This is a genomic window from Paraburkholderia sp. MPAMCS5, assembly GCF_036016995.1.
Classification (GTDB): Bacteria; Pseudomonadota; Gammaproteobacteria; order Burkholderiales; family Burkholderiaceae; genus Paraburkholderia.
On the sequence record NZ_JAYXBK010000011.1, the window covers coordinates 75,352 to 91,413 of the forward strand.

The following is a 16,062-nucleotide window of genomic DNA, read 5'->3' on the forward strand; positions in this document are numbered from 1 at the left end:
ATTTTTGCGCGATGCAGCCGCATTTTTGCGGCATTTTCGCGGTAGCTCGACTAAACGCGAGCATTACCGCATCGAGCGCGGCGATGAAGCGCCAGAGCGGCTTCGTCGCCACGTTCACGCTGACAAACCGTCACGCGGGCAGCGGCGTCGCCCCGCCGCTCGCCGGCATGCGCGTCGCCAGCGTTTCGGCGTAACGCCGCGCCGCATCGCCCACGACGACATGGAACGTGTCCGCCGAGACCCACGCCGTATCGAGCGTGGCAAGACGCTGCCGATCCACCGCCGACGGATCGCGCACGACGACACGCAGACGCGTTGCCGCGATCGCGTCGAGCGACACCACATTGCCCGCGCCGCCGAACACTGCGAGCCAGTGCAACGGTTCCGGATCGAGCGGACCCTTGGCCGCGCCTGCCGCGCCTGCCGCGCCTGCCGCGCTCGCCGCAACCACGGCCGGGGCCGCAGCCGCAGCGGCAGGAGAAGCCGCTCCCGCATCACCGCCCGCTTGCCCGATGACCGTGCGAATTTCATCGGCGATGATGTCCGCTTCAGGCCCGATGATCACCTGCACATTGGTCGCGCCCCGCTTGAGCACGCCGCGCGCGCCGATCGTCTTCAGTTCGTTTTCGGAGACCTTGTTCGCATCCACGACGGATAGACGCAGACGCGTCGTGCACGCATCCACCACCGAGAGATTCGACGCGCCACCCAGCGCCGCGATGTAACGCTGCGCGCGCGGCACCGCTGCGCCCGCAACGGGCGAAACGAAGCCGCCGGCGCTGAACGAATCCACCTGCTCGTCGGCCGTGGCCGGTTCGCGGCCCGGCGTCGCCATATTGAATTGGCGGATGAAGAAGCGGAACAGGCCGTAATAGACCACCGCGTACACGAGGCCGAGCGGAATCGCCCACCAGCCTTTGGTCGACAAGCCGTAGTTCAGCACGTAGTCGATTGCGCCTGCGGAGAACGTGAAGCCGATGTGAATGCCGAGCGCCGAGCAGATGGCGAGCGACAGCCCCGTCAGCAGCGCATGGATCACGTACAGCACGGGCGCGAGGAACATGAAGCTGAACTCGATCGGCTCGGTGACGCCCGTCAGGAACGACGTGAGCGCCATGGAGAACAGCAGCCCGCCGACCACCGCGCGACGCTCCTTCGGCGCTTCGTGAAACATGGCCAGACACGCGGCCGGCAGGCCGAACATCATGACCGGGAAGAAGCCCGTCATGAACGTTCCGGCCGTCGGGTCGCCGGCGAAGAAGCGATGCAGGTCGCCCGTCACCGCCGCGCCGCCCGGCGGCGTGAAGGTGCCGAACACGAACCACGACAGCGAGTTGAGGATGTGATGCAGACCCGTGACCAGCAGCAGCCGGTTCAGCACGCCGAACACGAACGCGCCGAGCGCGCCCGCCGTGGTCAGCCAGTGCCCGGCCGTGTCGATCACGCTCTGCACCGGCTGCCACGCGTAGCCGAACACGATGCCGAGCGCGAGACACACCACGCCCGTGACAATCGGCACGAAGCGCTTCCCACCGAAGAACGCCAGGTAGTCCGGCAGCTTGATGTCCTTGTACCGGTTGTACAGCAAGCCCGCGACGATCCCCGCCACGATCCCCGACAGCACGCCCATGTTGAGCTTGTCGTTGATGTCCTTCATCACCGCGACTTCGATCAGATAACCGATCGCGCCCGCGAGACCCGCGACGCCGTTGTTGTCCTTCGCGAAACCGACCGCCACGCCGATCGCGAAAAGCAGCGGCAGGTTGTCGAAAATCGCGCCGCCGGCGTCGGCGATCATCTTGATGTTGAACACGTCGGGTTGACCGAGCCGCAGCAGCAGGCCGGCAACCGGCAGCACCGCGATAGGCAGCATCAGCGCGCGTCCCAGGCGCTGAATCTTCAGAAACGGATTTCCATCCATTGATATCTCCAATCCTTGTCTCGTTGTCGACGAATGTCGTCGAGTTATCCTGCGTGGCGAACCGTGCCGGGTTCAGTCCAGCGGCCAGGTTTCGCGGCTTGCTGCTCTTACCGCCTGCGCCGATTCGAGCGCCAGCGCATCCTGGGCGCGTTGGCGGCACAGTTGATAATCGAGGTTGCGCACTCGCGCCTTGATGCCCGGCACCGACACCGGGTCCACCGACAGCTCGGTCACGCCGAGACCGACGAGAAGCGGCACCGCGAGCGGATCGCCCGCCAGTGCGCCGCACACGCCGACCCATTTGCCGTGCCGGTTCGCGCCCTGCACGGTCGCCGCGACAAGGCGCAGCACAGCCGGATGCAAACCGTCGGCTTGCGCCGCCAGATCGGCCTGGCAGCGGTCCATGGCGAGCGTGTATTGCGTCAGGTCGTTGGTGCCGATCGACAGAAAATCCGCGTGTTGCGACAGTTGATCGGCGAGCAGCGCCGCCGACGGCACCTCGATCATCACGCCGACTTCAATCGGCTCCGTGCGGCCCAATTCACGCGCGAATTCGTCGATACGCTTGCGGATGCGGATCAGTTCGCCGACGTCGGTCACCATTGGCAGCAGAATGCGCACGGCGCCGAACGGCTTCACCGCAAGCAGGCCGCGCAGCTGGTCGTCGAGCAGATCGGGGCGCACCTGCGCGAGGCGAATGCCGCGCAAGCCAAGCGCGGGATTCGGCTCCGGCGGCAGCGTGAGGTAATCGACTTCCTTGTCCGCGCCGACGTCGAGCGTGCGAATGATCGCGGTGCGGCCGCTCAACGCGTCGACAATGCCCTGATAGCTCTGCCGATGCTCGTCCGTGGTCGGCGCAGCAGCGCGGTGAATGAACAGCAATTCGGTGCGCAGGAGGCCCACGGAATCCGCACCGTTTTCGACGGCCGTTTTCGCGTCGTCGAGCGTGGCGATATTCGCGGCCACTTCGATCGCGCGGCCATCGGCGGTGAGCGCCGCTTGCTGCGACGTGCGGCGGTTCGCTTCTCGCACGCCCGCGAGACGCTTGCGCTCCAGGCGCGCGCGCTCCACGTCGAGTTCGGTCGGGGCAAATTCGAGGCGGCCAGTGCTCGCGTTCACCACCACTTGCGTGCCCTCGGGAATCGCATGCAACGCGTCGCCGACTGCCACCAGCGCGGGAATGCCCGCCTGGCGCGCGAGAATCGCCGCGTGCGAGGTCGCGCCGCCGCGCGCCATGACGAGCGCCGTGACACGCGAGCGATCCAGCGCCGACAGATCGGACGGCGTGAATTCCTCCGCGGCGAGCACGGCTTCGTCCGGCAGCGTGCGCGCGGCGGCGTTCGTGTAGCCGAGCGCGCGCAGCACGCGCTTGTCGATGTCGCGCAGATCGGCGGCCCGCTCGGCGAGCAGTGAGTCTTCGATATTGGCCAGGATGCCGGTTTGCGCGCGGATCGCTTCGCGCCACGCGAAGCCCGCGCTCTTGCCGAGACTGATCAGATCGCGCGCGGCGTCGAGCAACGTCGGGTCTTCGAGCAACACGCGATGCACCGCGAAGATGCCCGCCTCGCCGACCGCTCCGCGCTGCGACGCGTCGCGCACCGTCGTGCCGAGATCGGCGTCGACGCTCGCAATCGCCTTGTCGAGCAAGCGGCTTTCCGCCGCCGACGTGCCGCTCGCCTGTTCCGGCGGATCGATGTCCGCGTCGTCCCAGCGCACGAGCTTGCCGATCGCGACGCCGGGCGCCGCGCACACACCCGCGAGCGTGTTCGGCGCGAGAGCTTCGCCCGCCGCGAGCGCGACCGTTTGCGGCGCGGGCGAGCTTTGGCGCGCGGGCTTCTCTTCGACTTCGCCGTGCGCCTCACGCGTCAATTCATGAGCGACCGCATCGACCGCGGCCTGAGCTTGCGGGCCCACGCCGAGCAGTTCGACGGTCGCGCCCTGACCCGCGCCGAGCGCCAGCAGACCGACCACACTTTCGATCGCCGCCTTGCGCCCTTCGTAACGCACCTCGACGCGCGCGTCGAAAGCGCGCGCCGCTTCGCGAGCGCGCGCGGCCGGCCGCGCATGCAGCCCGCCCGCGTGAGCCAATGAGATTTGCGCGCGCGCCTCGTCGGTCACGCTCGTCGCGCTCACCTGACGCGATGCCGCAGCCACGGCGCCCTCGCGCGGACGCAGCAACAACAGCGGGGTTTCGCCCGCCTTCAGCACGCCTTCCTGAGCGCGCTCGACAATCTCGAACGCGTCCGAATTCGCAATTGCGATCACCGAGACGAGGCTCGGCGCATTCAACGCCACCTGATCCTGGTCGAACTCGATGAGCACGTCGCCGGCACGCACCTGCGCGCCCTGCTCGACCATCGGCGCAAAACCCTTGCCGTTCAGCTCGACCGTGTCGATGCCGATATGCAGCAGAATTTCAGCGCCTTCCGCGGTCGCCAGCGTCACGGCATGACCTGTGCGCGCGAGATGCGTGACGATTCCGTCGCACGGCGCGACGAGTCGCCCCTCGAGCGGATCGATGCCGATGCCGTCGCCGAACATGCCGCCCGAAAACACCGGGTCGGGTACGTTGGCGAGCGGCACGACCGGACCGGTCATCGGCGCGAGCAAAACAATATGGCCTTCGGAATGGCTCATTAAACGGGACTCCTCGACACGTCGCATCTGATTTCTCGTCAGTGAGTTTCGGTGACTTTGTTGAGATGGCGCGGCGCGTCGGGATTGCGCCCGCGCGCGGCCGCAAGGCCCGCGGCCATCACGTAAAAGGACAGGATGGCGCCGATCGGATCGAGCGCCGCATGAGCGGTGGTGGCCAGCGGCAGCGTCGCCTCGGGCACGTCGGACGGCGCCGCCAGCAGCACGCGCGCGCCGCGCGCCCGCATGTCGCGCGCGAGTTGCAGCAGACCCGCCTGCTCCGGCCCGCGCGGCGCGAACACGAGCAGCGGATAGTCGCGATCGATCAGTTCCATCGGACCGTGGCGCACTTCCGCGCTCGAAAACGCTTCGGCCTGAATGCCGGAGGTTTCCTTGAGCTTGAGCGCCGCTTCCTGCGCGATGGCGAGACCGAGACCGCGTCCGATCACGATCATGCGTTCGACGTCGCGCAGTTCCTCGACGGCCTTCGACCAGTCCAGCTTGCCCGCGCCTTGCAGCGCGTCGGGCAGCGTGTTCAGCGCGCCGAGCAGCGCGGCGTCGCCCTGCCAGTGGGCGACCAGTTGCGCGGAAATCGACAGCATCGCGATATAGCTCTTGGTGGCCGCGACGCTCAGTTCCGGGCCGGCGACGAGCGGCAGATGCCACTCGCACGCGTCGGCGAGCGGCGAGGCCGGCGCATTCACCGCGGCGACCGTCAACGCGCCGGCTTCGCGCAGCGCTTGCATCGTGCCGACCAGATCGGGGCTCTTGCCCGATTGCGAGAACGCGAGCGCGAGCTGATCGCGCACTTGCAGCGGCGCCTGCTGCAGCGTGGCGACGGACATCGGCAACGAGGCGACGGGCACGCCGAGCCGGCTCATGATCAGGGATGCGAAGTAACTCGCGGCGTGGTCGGAACTGCCGCGCGCGACCGTCAGCGCGACGTGGCGCGGATGCTGCGCGAGCCGCGCCGCCAGGGCCGCGACGCGCGAGGTGTCCGTGAGTTGCGCGGCGACCGTTTCGGCGGACGCAAGCGCCTCTTTAAGCATATTCGACAATTGCTTCTCCTTCGACGTAGGTCGCGCTCAACGCCAGTTCACGATCGAACACGACGACATCGGCCCACGCGCCGCGCGCGATGCGGCCGCGGTCTTCGATGCCGAGGTAGTCGGCGGCGTAGCGCGACAAACGGTTGGATACATCGGCGATCGGCAGACCGATCGAGACAAGATTGCGCAGCGCCTGATCCATGGTCAGCGTGCTGCCCGCGAGTGTGCCGTCGGCGAGACGCACGCCGCCGAGACACTTCGTCACATGCTGGCTGCCGAGACGGTATTCGCCGTCGGGCATGCCGGTTGCCGACGTGCTGTCCGTCACCACGTAGAGGCGCGGAATCGCGCGCAAGGCGGCGCGGATCGCGCCGGGATGGACGTGCAGCAGGTCGGGAATGATCTCGGCGAACTCGGCGTGCGCGAGCGCGGCGCCGACGAGCCCCGGATTGCGGTGATGCAGCGGCGACATCGCGTTGAACAGGTGCGTGAAGCCGCAGGCGCCGTGCTTGAGCGCGGCGACGGCGTCGTCGTAAGTGCCGAGCGAATGGCCGAGCTGCACGCGCACGCCGCGCGCCGCCATCTCCGAGATGATGTCCATGTGCCCGGCGATTTCCGGCGCGAGCGTGACCACGCGAATCGGCGCGATGGACAGGTACTTCAGCACTTCGTCCATGACGGCGGAGACGGCTGCGTCGGGCTGCGCGCCGAGCTTGCCGGGGTTGATGTACGGCCCCTCCAGATGCACGCCGAGCACGCGCGAGCAGCCCGCCGTGCGCACGCGCGCGACGTCGCCGAGACCGGCGACCACGCTCATCAGTTCGTCGCGCGGCGCGGTCATGGTGGTGGCGAGCAGGCTCGTAGTGCCGTAGCGCGCATGCGTGCGGGTGATCGTCTCGATCGCGTCGCCGGCTTCCATCACGTCGGCGCCGCCGCCGCCATGCACGTGCAGATCGATGAAGCCCGGCAGGATGTACGGGGCGTCGTTCGTCGCGGGATCGACGCGCTCGCCGGCGAGCGCCGTGATGCGGCCGTTTTCGTATTCGAGCGTGCCGTGAATCCACCCGTCGGTGGTGAGTATGTTTCCGGTCAGCATGGTTCTCTCTTGCAAGGCGTGATACAGGGCGTGGCTGAATTGCGCTCGACGGCGCCGCGTGCGGATACGGCCCGCTCGGATGCGGCGCTCAGGTCCGCAATTCAGCAACGAAGTCGTAGTAGTCGTCGCGGCAATAGGTGTCGGTCAACTCGATTGCGCGCTGGTCGGCGCTATAGCCGATACGCGTAATGACCAGCAATGCCGAGCGCGGTTCGATGTCCATGAGTGAAGCGATCTCGCTCGAAGCGTTGACGGCGCGAAAGTGCTGCAAGGCGCGCACGACAGCCGCGCCGCGTTGTTCCAGATAGCTGTAAAGCGACACGCCGATGGCATGCGGGTCGTGAACGATCACCGCCGGCAGCGCCGAATGCTCGACCGCCATCACGATGCCGTCGGCGCGGCGCAAGCGGCGCAGGCTCGCCACCATCGCGCCCGGAGACAGCCCAAGGTGCACCAGCTCGTCGCGATTGGCGGCGCGGATATCGCGCTCGAGCCACACCGAGTCGGGGCGAAAGCCGCGCTGCTGCATCTTCTTCGTGAAGCCGGTGAGCCGCGACAGCGGGTCTTCGACGCGCGGCGTAATGAAGCTGCCCGCGCCCCGCGCGCGCCGGATCAGTCCTTGCTCGACCAGCAACTCGATCGCCTTGCGCGCGGTGATGCGCGACACGCCGATGGCATCCGAAAGCGTGCGCTCCGAAGGCAGCGCCTCGCCCGCCGACCACACGCCGCAATGGATCGCGGTCGCAAGATTGCGTGCGAGCTGCAAGTACAGCGGCGTGACGTTGCGGGCGTCAGGCATTAGTGCGGACCAGCGAGTTTCCATGGCGCTCCGGGCGGCCGTCGCGAATAATCGGCCTGCGAAAATGAGAGCCCATTATATAACCAACATAATACCAGTCAACGAACTGGTTCTATCTTGGTATCGATTGGCGGAAAGGCTTGCGACACAAGGCCGACAGGCCTGTTTGGCACTTTTTCAGGCGCCTTTTCGATACCCAGGAATTACCCGTATTTGAGACAATTGGGATGGGCTTGCGTCCCAATTACGGACCAGAAGATCGGGCCCGCAAAAGCCGGTATTCGTATATCTCGAATCTCAATGACTCGCAGCGCCAAACGCGCGCCTTTGTTAATAGGGGCGCGTTCCAATATAGTGGTGCGTACGATTCCTCTTTATCCGGAGAGCAGCACTTGACCGATTCCGAGGCGCTCCGGCGAGCCCAGGCAGTCCGCCATTTCAATCGCTTTTATACCCGGCTGATCGGCGCTCTGCACGAGCACCTGATTAACAGCACGTTCTCGTTGACGGAAGTGCGCGTGCTGCGCGAACTCTCGCGCGGCAGCGCTCAAACTGCGTCCGCGCTCGGCCGCACGCTGGGGATCGACAGCGGCTATCTGAGCCGCCTGCTCACCAATTTCGAGCGCCACGATCTGATCACGCGGCGGCCGTCGGAGACGGACGCGCGCCAGTCGCTTATCGCGATCACGGACAATGGCCACGCAGCCTACGCGCCGCTCGATGCCGCGGCCAGTCAGGAAGTGCTGGAGCTGCTCGACGGCCTCAGCACCAGCTCCCAAGAACAACTGATCGCGTCGATGAAGCTCGTCGAGCGATTACTCGGCGAGAAGCCGCCATCGGAGACGGTCGAGCTGCGTGCGCCGCGGCCCGGCGAACGCGGTTGGCTCGTGCAGCGGCAGGCGCAATGGTTCGCGGCGCAATATGGCTGGGATCAATCGTTTGAGGGACTGCTGGCGCGCGTCGTCGCGGACCACACGCAGCGCAACGACACGGTGCGGGAAATGTGCGTGGTCGCCGATCAGAACGGCATCACGGTCGGCGCGGTGTGCATTGTCGCGGTGTCGGCGACGGTGGCCGGCGTGCGGCTGTTGTGGGTCGAACCCGATGTGCAGCGTCTTGGCATCGGCACACGGTTGATGAACGAAGCGACGCGCTTCGCGCGTCGCGCCGGTTATACCAAGCTGACGCTGACCACTGCCAGCACGCTGGAAGAATCACGGCGCCTGTGCAAGCGCGCCGGTTTCGAGCTTGTCAGCGCGGCGCAGGAGCGCCGCTTCGGCAAGATGCTGACGATCGAGCGATGGGAACTCGGCCTGTAATCCGCCTTAGAACGACGGCACCACCGAACCCTTGAACTGCGTCTTGATGAACTGGCGCACATCTTCCGACTGATACGCGGCAACCAGCTTCTTCACCCACGGCTTGTCCTTGTCCTGCGTGCGCACGGCGATCAGGTTCGCATATGGGCTGTGAAGGTCTTCGAGCGCGATCGCGTCTTTAGTCGGCTGGAGGCCGGCGGCAATCGCGAAATTGGTGTTGATCGCGGCGGCATCGACGTCGGCCAGCGTGCGCGGCAATTGCGCGGCGTCGAGTTCGAGCAGCTTGATCTTCTTCGGATTCTCAGCGACGTCGAGCGCCGTCGCGTTATTGCCGTTCGTGCCCGCGCCGGCCTTCAGCTTGATCACGCCTTGCGCTTGCAGAAGCAGCAGCGCGCGGTTTTCGTTCGACGGATCGTTCGGCACCGCGACCTTCGCGCCTTGTTGCAGATCTTTCAGCGACTTCAGCTTCTTCGAGTAGATCCCGAGCGGCGAAATGTAGGTCAGACCCGCGTTCACGATCTTGTAGCCGCGCTGCTTGATCTGGCTGTCGAGATACGGCTGATGCTGGAAGCTGTTCGCGTCGAGATCGCCTGCGTCGAGCGCGGCGTTCGGCTGCACATAATCGTTGAATTCGACGACCTTCACGTTCAGGCCTTCACGCTTCGCCACCTTCGTGACGACTTCCCAGATTTGCGCATCCGGGCCGCCGATGGTGCCGACCTTGATGACTTTGTCGTCCGCATGGGCGCCGAAACTGGTGACGATCGCCGCGCCGGCGATCACTGCTGAGAAGGCTTTGAGGATATTTCTGCGCTGCATGTGATTCTCGCTGTTTCTAATCGAATCCATTCGGGTGGATTCGGGTGATAGCCGGCCGCGACCGCTAATAACCGTGGATAAACGGCTGACGACGGGCCGCCGCCGGCTGGACTGCAAATGGTCTCATACGCTTCGCAAGATGGGAAATACCGCGATGGCATATAGATATGCGCGCGGCGAGCCGACGATTTCCATTGGCAGGCTGCCGCCAAAACCCCGCGCCGTAGCCGATAATTTGAAACCTTGCCGCGCGTGCCGCGGTTCGTTCAATTGCCTGAGGATGCCTATGTATGTCATCAACCTGATTTACACCGCTTCGCTCGACCGCATCGACGACGCGCTCGACGCGCATCGCGCATTTATCGCGAAGCAATTCGAAGCAGGCGTGTTTGTCGCGGCCGGCCCGAAAGTGCCGCGCGACGGCGGCATCATTTTGGCGGTGCGCATCGAGCGCGATAAGCTGGATCACATTCTCGCGAGCGACCCGTTCGCCGTGCAGAAGCTCGCGCGTTACGAGATCACTGAGTTCAAGACCACGCGGCTCGCGCCGGGGTTGAATCTGCCAATACCGGTTTGAGCGCGCGGAGTTGCCGCGTCAGTCGAGCAGCAGCTTGATGTCGTGGACCCACGGCGCGGCGCCCTGGCCGTCGCGTGCGAAGAGGCGCAGCTTGCCGTCGGTGTCGAACACATAGCTCGCCGCGGTGTGGTCCATCGTGTAGCTGTCGGGCGTCTTGCCCGGCACTTTCGCATAGTAGACGCGGAAATCTTTCGTGACCTTCTTCAACTGCGCCTCGTCTGCGGGACGCAAGCCGAGGAACGTCGGATTGAAGGCGGGCACGTATTGCGCGAGCAGCGGGGCCGTGTCGCGATCGGGATCGACGGTGACGAACAGTACCTGCACGCGCTTCGCGTCGTCCGGACCGAGTTGCTGCAACGCTTGCGACAGTTCGGCCATGGTCGTCGGGCAAACGTCCGGGCAATGCGTATAGCCGAAGAACAGCACCACGACCTTGCCTTTGTAATCCGCCAGTGTGCGGATTTTTCCGGACGTATCGGGCAACGAGAAATTGCTGCCGAATTGCGTATTGCCGGTAATGTCGAGGTTCTGGAATGCAGGCGGCTCTTTGCCGCAGCCAGCCACGAGCAACGCGCCACCGAGCGCGCAGGCAATCACAGCGGCACGCGCCGCGCGCGCGAAGCGGGTATTGAGCATGGTATTACGCGCCGATCACGACGCGCACATAGTGGTCGACCAGCAGCGCGGCAAACAGCAGCGACAGATAGACGATCGAATAACGGAAGGTTCGACGCGCCAGATCGTCCGAGTACTCGCGGTAGATTTTCCACGCATATGCGAGAAACACAGCGCCGAGCAGGACAGCCGCAGCGAGATATACCACGCCGCTCATGCCGGAGACGAACGGCATCAGCGTGACGGCGAACAGAATCACCGTGTAGAGCAGGATATGCAGCCGCGTGTACTTTTCGCCGTGCGTGTTCGGCAGCATCGGCAGGCCGGCGTTTTCATAATCTTTGCGGCGATACAGCGCGAGCGCCCAGAAATGCGGCGGCGTCCACACGAAGATGATCAGGACGAGAATCCACGCGTCGCCCGGCACGTGACCGGTGACCGCGGCCCAGCCGAGCGCCGGCGGCATGGCGCCCGACGCGCCGCCGATCACGATGTTCTGCGGCGTGGCCGGCTTCAGCAGCAACGTATAGATCACCGCATAGCCGACGAACGTGGCGAGCGTGAGCCACATGGTTAGCGGGTTGGCGAACGTGTAGAGCGTCCACATGCCGAGGCCGCCGAGCACGGCCGAGAACAGCAGAATTTGCGCGGTGGTAATTTCGCCACGCGCCGACGGACGCCATGACGTGCGACGCATTTTCGCGTCGATCTTCTGTTCGACGAGGCAATTGATTGCAAACGCCGCGCCGGCCAACAGCCAGATGCCGACGGTGCCGCCGATCAGAACTGTCCACGGCACCATGCCGGGCGTGGACAGAAACATGCCGATGACGGCGCAGAACACGGCGAGTTGCGTGACGCGCGGCTTGGTCAGAGCGATGTACTGGGACATCCGGCTGCCGGGCGTTTGGGAGAGAGTTGTGCTGTCCATGTGGGGTCACGCTGGCGCGGCATCGCGCGCGGGCAACACGGCGCGGCCGGGACGGCTATAAGCGATCCGAAAGTTTAACATAACGAGCAGAAGCAGCAGGATCGCCGCGCCGCCGTTATGCGCTACCGCAATGGGCAGGGGCCATTGCAAAACAATGTTCGACAGTCCCGTGACGAACTGGATCAGCACCACGAGCAGCACACCGTTCGCCGGGCGGCGCAGCGACTCGAAGCGCCGCATCTTCAGCGCGAACCACACGAGGTAGGCGATGACCGCGAATGCGAAGGTGCGATGCGTCCAGTGAATCGCTACCAGCGCGTCCTGCGTGATTACGTCGCCGTCACCCGTCATGCCGAGCGCGCGCCACAGATGGAAGCCGTGGGCGAAATCCATCGGCGGAAGCCATTGGCCGTTGCAGGTGGGGAAATCCGTGCACGCCAGCACCGCGTAGTTGGTGCTGACCCAGCCGCCCAACGCGATCTGCGCGATCAGCAGCACGAGGCCCGCCAGCGCCGCGGCGCGCCAGCGCGCGGCTTCGGGCTCGAACGCGGGCAGCGGCGTCTGCCGCGCGGCCAGCCAGCCGAGCGTGCCGAGCAGCGCAAGACCGAGCAGCAGGTGCGTTGTTACGATGACCGGTTGCAGTTTCAGCGTGACGGTCCAGGCGCCGAACGCGCCTTGCACGAGGATCAGCAACAGCAGCGAGGTCGGCCACCACGGCGACACATGCAGCGGCCGCCGCTTGATACGCGCCGTCCACGCAATGACCGTCTGCGCGATGATCAGCACGCCGATCGCCATCGCGAAATAACGGTGGATCATTTCGATCCACGCCTTCGTCATGCTGACGGGGCCAGTCGGCATCAACTGGTGCGCGGCCGTAATGGCCGCGTGCGCGATAAACGGCGACGACGTGCCGTAGCAACCCGGCCAGTCGGGACAGCCCAGCCCGGAATCGGTGAGGCGCGTGAAGCCGCCGAACATCACCAGATCGAGCGTGAGGAAGGTGGTCAGCCACACGAGCTTGCGGAATTTGTTGTCGTCGGCCTTGACCCACACATACGACAGCGGCAACAACGCGATACACAAGCCGATCAGGCCCAATTGCAGTACGAACATCTTCTCTTACCCACGTTGCGGCGTCAGCCGATGCGCGACCACTTCAGCAGCTTGGTCACGTCGCCCTTGATCTTGCTCGGGTTCGGATCTTTCGGAAAACGCATCATCAGATTGCCGTTCGGATCGACCATGTAGATGTGGTCGGTCACTTTGGCGCCGGCATCGGCCGGCAGCCAGGCCGACACCTGCGCCGGATCGGCGACCAGCATGTCCGTGTCGGCGTAGGCCTTTTGTATCACGTCCGCGACGTTGCCTGCATCCGTGCGCAGCCACACTTCGACGACGCGCTCGCGCTCCGGGCCCTGCGCTGCGCGGATTTGCCGCATGAAGTAGAGCTTGGTCGCGCACGCTTTGTCGCACGCACTGTTGTCGACCGAAATCAGCAGCCAGTGGCCGCGCAACGAGGCGAGCTTGACCGGCTTGCCGTCTTCGCCGGTCACGACGAGCGACTCCGGAATCGGCCGTTGTGGCTCGATGAGCGCGCCGTAGCTCGTGGTGCCGCCCGCCGGCTTGACCACGTAGTACATGAAATACGAGATGGCGATCGGCGCGCCGCAGACGATCGCCACCAGCAGCAAGATCCAGCGGCCACGCTTCCACGAGCCCTGCCCGTTGGGTTGGCCGGGCGTCGGTTTCGGTTTCGCAACGGCGGGTTGGCCTGCGGCGGGTTTGCCGGTTTGCGGCGAACGGGGAGATTGCGTCGACACTACATGACCTCTTTCAATGATTGTGCGGCTCGCCCGACTCATGCCGAATCGGGCAACGCGCGCTGCACTACACGCCGGCTGCGTGCTCTTTTCTGGCGGCGCGGCGCGCGGCGTACAGCCCGAAGGCGAGCGCCGCCACCGCCATGCCCCACCACTGGAACATGTAGCCGTAGTTGCGTTCCACGCCACTGGTGGGAGCCGGCCAGTCGCGCACGAGTTTGTCGCCGTCGTCGTTCAATTGCTGGATCACGAACGATTGCAACGGCAGTCCGGTTTCGGCGGCGTACGCGCCAACATCCACATTCTGGCGGATCGACTGATGCGCGGCCGAACCGCCCTGCCCAAGCTCGTAGGCGCGCGACGCATCCGCGCGCGCAATGCCTTCGATCTCGACTTCACCTTGCGGCGTGACGTACGGCGCGATCGTCTCGCGATTGTTCATATTGCGCGGCAACCAGCCGCGATTGACCAGCACGTAACCACCGTCCGCGAGTTTAAAAGGCATCACGACATAAAAGCCCGGCTGATCGTTATACGGACGATTATCGAGATACACCACCTTGTCGGCGACAAAGGTGCCGCGCGCCTTCACGCGATGAAATTCGATGTCCTTCAACGCCACCGGTGCGCCGTTGACGGGCTGCGCGGGCGCATTTTCGAACTGCGTGATGCGCGCCTCGAGCGCTTCCTTCTGATGCGCGCGGTCGCGCTGCCAGAAACCGAGCCGCACGGTCACCACGACGACGAACAGGATCAACAGCGCGGGAAGGAGCCGGAATTTCATCGACGGCACTCCATTCCTGGTCTCGGCGCGGCAGGGAACGTAGGGCAAAGCCCGGCGCGCGGTGAGATAATAACTGTCTTGCCTCTGCGCTTTTCCGTTTCAGCAGGTTCCATGCACATTCTCGTTCCCATTGCCTTCGCTCTGATCATCGCCAGCATGGTGTCGGCGTTGTACTTCATGATGCATGACAAGGGCAAAACCAAGCGGATGGTCTGGTCGCTCGCCACGCGCGTCGGGCTTTCGATCTCGCTGTTCCTCTTCATCCTGTTCGCACACTGGATGGGCTGGATTCAGTCGACCGGCATTCCGTACGGGCGCTAAGCCTGACGGCAATCACCGCCGCCCTAAACAAAACGCCGCCCTGACAGGGTCGAGGGCGGCGCTGCATCAATCCTGCGTATTGCTTGCGCGCCGCGTTCCACAAAACGTTGCACGCTCTCCCGCGCCCTGACCGAATAACAGGCGGGCGCAGGCTCAACAGCCTTACAGCCAGTACACGACGACGTACAGTCCGAGCCAGACCACGTCCACGAAGTGCCAGTACCAGGCCGCGCCTTCGAACGCGAAGTGATGTTCCGCCGTGAAGTGGCCGCGAATCATGCGCACCAGCACCACTGCCAGCATCGTGCCGCCGAGGAACACGTGGAAACCGTGGAAGCCGGTCAGCAGGAAGAACGTGGAACCGTACACGCCCGACGACAGCGTCAGATTCAGTTCGTTGTACGCGTGGAAATATTCGAAGCCCTGCAGGAACAGGAAGCAGACGCCCAGCACGAGCGTTGCCGCCAGCCACGCAATTGCCTTCTTGCGATGATCTTCACGCAGCGCGTGGTGCGACACCGTCAGCGTGGCGCCCGACGACAGCAGCAACGCCGTGTTGATGGTCGGCACCGGCCACGGCTGCATCGACTTGAAGGTCGATACGAGCGACGCGGGACCGTTGTTCGGCCACACCGCCGAGAAATCCGGCCAGATCAGCTTGTAGTCGAGGCTGCCAAGCTGATGCAGCGCGATTTCACGCGCGTAGAACAGCGCGCCGAAGAATGCGCCGAAGAACATGACTTCGGAGAAGATGAACCAGCTCATGCTCCAGCGATAAGACTTGTCGACGTTCTTGCCGTACATGCCGCCTTCGGATTCGGCAATCGCGTCGCCGAACCAGTGCCACAACGTAAAGAGCAGCCACAACAGGCCGACTGCAACGCCGATCGGCGCGAGCGGTTGTTCGTTGATCCAGGCCGCCAGCGATCCGAGCATGACCAGCAACCCAACGGCGGCGCTAATCGGATGCCGCGACGGATGCGGTACGAAATAGTACGGGCTCTCGTTTTGACCGCTCATTCTTGATTCTCCACTTCAGTCCAGTTGTTCCGGAATCTCCGGCTGTATCTTCGACGGCGCGTCTATACCGCACCGCTTCACTCTAATTCGTGGGCGTTGCTTCGCCCGATACTTCATGTGCGCCTAAGTCTGCGCCTCAGCCCACCACTGCGCGTACCACCAGGATCAGCACGCCGATAAAAATGGCCGCACCGATCAGCGCCGCGATAATCACATGCAGCGGGTTGAGCTGCGTGGCGTCGGCTTCCAGATCGCGCCGCTTGCGCACGCCGAAGAACGACCAGAACACCGCCCGCATCGACTGGCCGAAACTGCTTTTGCGCGAGCCGCCGCTGTTATCGCTCATGTGTTGTC

The 16,062-nt window shown here is 64.7% G+C and carries 16 protein-coding genes; 3 read left to right on the top strand and 13 right to left on the bottom strand.

Features of this window, described 5'->3' with window-relative positions:
* Positions 1-130 precede the first annotated feature (130 nt).
* The 5 genes from nagE to VOM14_RS22580 form a co-directional block, all read right to left on the bottom strand.
* On the bottom strand, positions 131-1,921 hold the full coding sequence (gene nagE / locus VOM14_RS22560; protein WP_327630968.1) for an N-acetylglucosamine-specific PTS transporter subunit IIBC: 1,791 nt from the start codon (positions 1,919-1,921) through the stop codon (positions 131-133).
* A gap of 72 nt (positions 1,922-1,993) precedes the next feature.
* Positions 1,994-4,558: a phosphoenolpyruvate--protein phosphotransferase gene (ptsP, locus tag VOM14_RS22565; RefSeq protein WP_327630969.1), complete on the bottom strand. Its 2,565-nt coding sequence runs from the start codon at positions 4,556-4,558 to the stop codon at positions 1,994-1,996.
* Positions 4,559-4,596: 38 nt separating this feature from the next.
* On the bottom strand, positions 4,597-5,604 hold the full coding sequence (locus tag VOM14_RS22570; protein ID WP_327631079.1) for an SIS domain-containing protein: 1,008 nt from the start codon (positions 5,602-5,604) through the stop codon (positions 4,597-4,599).
* A complete protein-coding gene (nagA, locus tag VOM14_RS22575; RefSeq protein WP_327630970.1) occupies positions 5,597-6,700 on the bottom strand; it encodes an N-acetylglucosamine-6-phosphate deacetylase in 1,104 nt (367 codons plus the stop codon). Before nagA ends, VOM14_RS22570 begins: the two co-directional genes overlap by 8 nt.
* A gap of 88 nt (positions 6,701-6,788) precedes the next feature.
* Positions 6,789-7,523 carry a GntR family transcriptional regulator gene (locus tag VOM14_RS22580; RefSeq protein WP_327630971.1) on the bottom strand — a complete coding sequence of 245 codons (735 nt, stop codon included), beginning with the start codon at positions 7,521-7,523 and terminating at the stop codon, positions 6,789-6,791.
* 368 nt (positions 7,524-7,891) lie between these two features.
* On the opposite strand from VOM14_RS22580, the gene VOM14_RS22585 reads away from it, so the two are divergent.
* Positions 7,892-8,818, top strand: a complete 927-nt coding sequence (locus VOM14_RS22585; protein ID WP_327630972.1) for a bifunctional helix-turn-helix transcriptional regulator/GNAT family N-acetyltransferase — start codon at positions 7,892-7,894, stop codon at positions 8,816-8,818.
* 6 nt (positions 8,819-8,824) lie between these two features.
* Here VOM14_RS22585 and VOM14_RS22590 read toward each other — a convergent pair whose 3' ends face one another.
* Complete coding sequence (locus tag VOM14_RS22590; RefSeq protein ID WP_327630973.1) at positions 8,825-9,637, bottom strand: MetQ/NlpA family ABC transporter substrate-binding protein; 813 nt, start codon at positions 9,635-9,637, stop codon at positions 8,825-8,827.
* A 286-nt stretch (positions 9,638-9,923) separates the two neighbouring features.
* Here VOM14_RS22590 and VOM14_RS22595 point away from each other — a divergent pair, with 286 nt between their 5' ends.
* The gene (locus VOM14_RS22595; protein ID WP_327630974.1) at positions 9,924-10,214 is read left to right on the top strand and encodes a YciI family protein; all 291 of its coding nucleotides are present in this window, start codon (positions 9,924-9,926) and stop codon (positions 10,212-10,214) included.
* An 18-nt stretch (positions 10,215-10,232) separates the two neighbouring features.
* Here the strand turns inward: VOM14_RS22595 and VOM14_RS22600 are convergent, their stop codons facing one another.
* The 5 genes from VOM14_RS22600 to VOM14_RS22620 form a co-directional block, all read right to left on the bottom strand.
* Positions 10,233-10,850 (bottom strand): SCO family protein, encoded by a 618-nt coding sequence (locus VOM14_RS22600; RefSeq protein ID WP_327630975.1) that lies wholly within the window; start codon positions 10,848-10,850, stop codon positions 10,233-10,235.
* Positions 10,851-10,854: 4 nt separating this feature from the next.
* Entirely contained in the window at positions 10,855-11,760 is a 906-nt protein-coding gene (gene cyoE / locus VOM14_RS22605; RefSeq protein WP_327630976.1) for a heme o synthase, read from the bottom strand.
* Positions 11,761-11,766: 6 nt separating this feature from the next.
* Positions 11,767-12,876, bottom strand: coding sequence for a COX15/CtaA family protein (locus tag VOM14_RS22610; RefSeq protein ID WP_327630977.1), 1,110 nt, complete (start codon positions 12,874-12,876; stop codon positions 11,767-11,769).
* 23 nt (positions 12,877-12,899) lie between these two features.
* Positions 12,900-13,583: an SCO family protein gene (locus VOM14_RS22615; RefSeq protein ID WP_327630978.1), complete on the bottom strand. Its 684-nt coding sequence runs from the start codon at positions 13,581-13,583 to the stop codon at positions 12,900-12,902.
* Positions 13,584-13,650: 67 nt separating this feature from the next.
* Positions 13,651-14,367, bottom strand: coding sequence for an SURF1 family protein (locus tag VOM14_RS22620; RefSeq protein ID WP_327630979.1), 717 nt, complete (start codon positions 14,365-14,367; stop codon positions 13,651-13,653).
* A 111-nt stretch (positions 14,368-14,478) separates the two neighbouring features.
* Between VOM14_RS22620 and VOM14_RS22625 the strand changes: the two genes are divergently transcribed.
* Positions 14,479-14,688, top strand: coding sequence for a twin transmembrane helix small protein (locus VOM14_RS22625; protein ID WP_121316432.1), 210 nt, complete (start codon positions 14,479-14,481; stop codon positions 14,686-14,688).
* A 162-nt stretch (positions 14,689-14,850) separates the two neighbouring features.
* On the opposite strand, the gene VOM14_RS22630 is transcribed toward VOM14_RS22625, so the two are convergent.
* Entirely contained in the window at positions 14,851-15,708 is an 858-nt protein-coding gene (locus tag VOM14_RS22630; RefSeq protein ID WP_327630980.1) for a cytochrome c oxidase subunit 3, read from the bottom strand.
* 136 nt (positions 15,709-15,844) lie between these two features.
* Entirely contained in the window at positions 15,845-16,054 is a 210-nt protein-coding gene (locus VOM14_RS22635; RefSeq protein WP_327630981.1) for a DUF2970 domain-containing protein, read from the bottom strand.
* Between the last annotated feature and the right edge of the window lie 8 nt (positions 16,055-16,062).

Excerpts from the sequence above, each read along its gene's own strand:
- VOM14_RS22625 (WP_121316432.1), top strand. The coding sequence starts at position 14,479 with ATGCACATTCTCGTTCCCATTGCCTTCGCTCTGATCATCGCCAGCATG.
- nagA (WP_327630970.1), bottom strand. The coding sequence starts at position 6,700 with ATGCTGACCGGAAACATACTCACCACCGACGGGTGGATTCACGGCACG.
- ptsP (WP_327630969.1), bottom strand. The coding sequence starts at position 4,558 with ATGAGCCATTCCGAAGGCCATATTGTTTTGCTCGCGCCGATGACCGGT.
- VOM14_RS22595 (WP_327630974.1), top strand. The coding sequence starts at position 9,924 with ATGTATGTCATCAACCTGATTTACACCGCTTCGCTCGACCGCATCGAC.
- VOM14_RS22610 (WP_327630977.1), bottom strand. The coding sequence starts at position 12,876 with ATGTTCGTACTGCAATTGGGCCTGATCGGCTTGTGTATCGCGTTGTTG.
- nagE (WP_327630968.1), bottom strand. The coding sequence starts at position 1,921 with ATGGATGGAAATCCGTTTCTGAAGATTCAGCGCCTGGGACGCGCGCTG.
- VOM14_RS22635 (WP_327630981.1), bottom strand. The coding sequence starts at position 16,054 with ATGAGCGATAACAGCGGCGGCTCGCGCAAAAGCAGTTTCGGCCAGTCG.
- cyoE (WP_327630976.1), bottom strand. The coding sequence starts at position 11,760 with ATGGACAGCACAACTCTCTCCCAAACGCCCGGCAGCCGGATGTCCCAG.
- VOM14_RS22570 (WP_327631079.1), bottom strand. The coding sequence starts at position 5,604 with ATGCTTAAAGAGGCGCTTGCGTCCGCCGAAACGGTCGCCGCGCAACTC.
- VOM14_RS22580 (WP_327630971.1), bottom strand. The coding sequence starts at position 7,523 with ATGGAAACTCGCTGGTCCGCACTAATGCCTGACGCCCGCAACGTCACG.
- VOM14_RS22630 (WP_327630980.1), bottom strand. The coding sequence starts at position 15,708 with ATGAGCGGTCAAAACGAGAGCCCGTACTATTTCGTACCGCATCCGTCG.
- VOM14_RS22600 (WP_327630975.1), bottom strand. The coding sequence starts at position 10,850 with ATGCTCAATACCCGCTTCGCGCGCGCGGCGCGTGCCGCTGTGATTGCC.
- VOM14_RS22620 (WP_327630979.1), bottom strand. The coding sequence starts at position 14,367 with ATGAAATTCCGGCTCCTTCCCGCGCTGTTGATCCTGTTCGTCGTCGTG.
- VOM14_RS22590 (WP_327630973.1), bottom strand. The coding sequence starts at position 9,637 with ATGCAGCGCAGAAATATCCTCAAAGCCTTCTCAGCAGTGATCGCCGGC.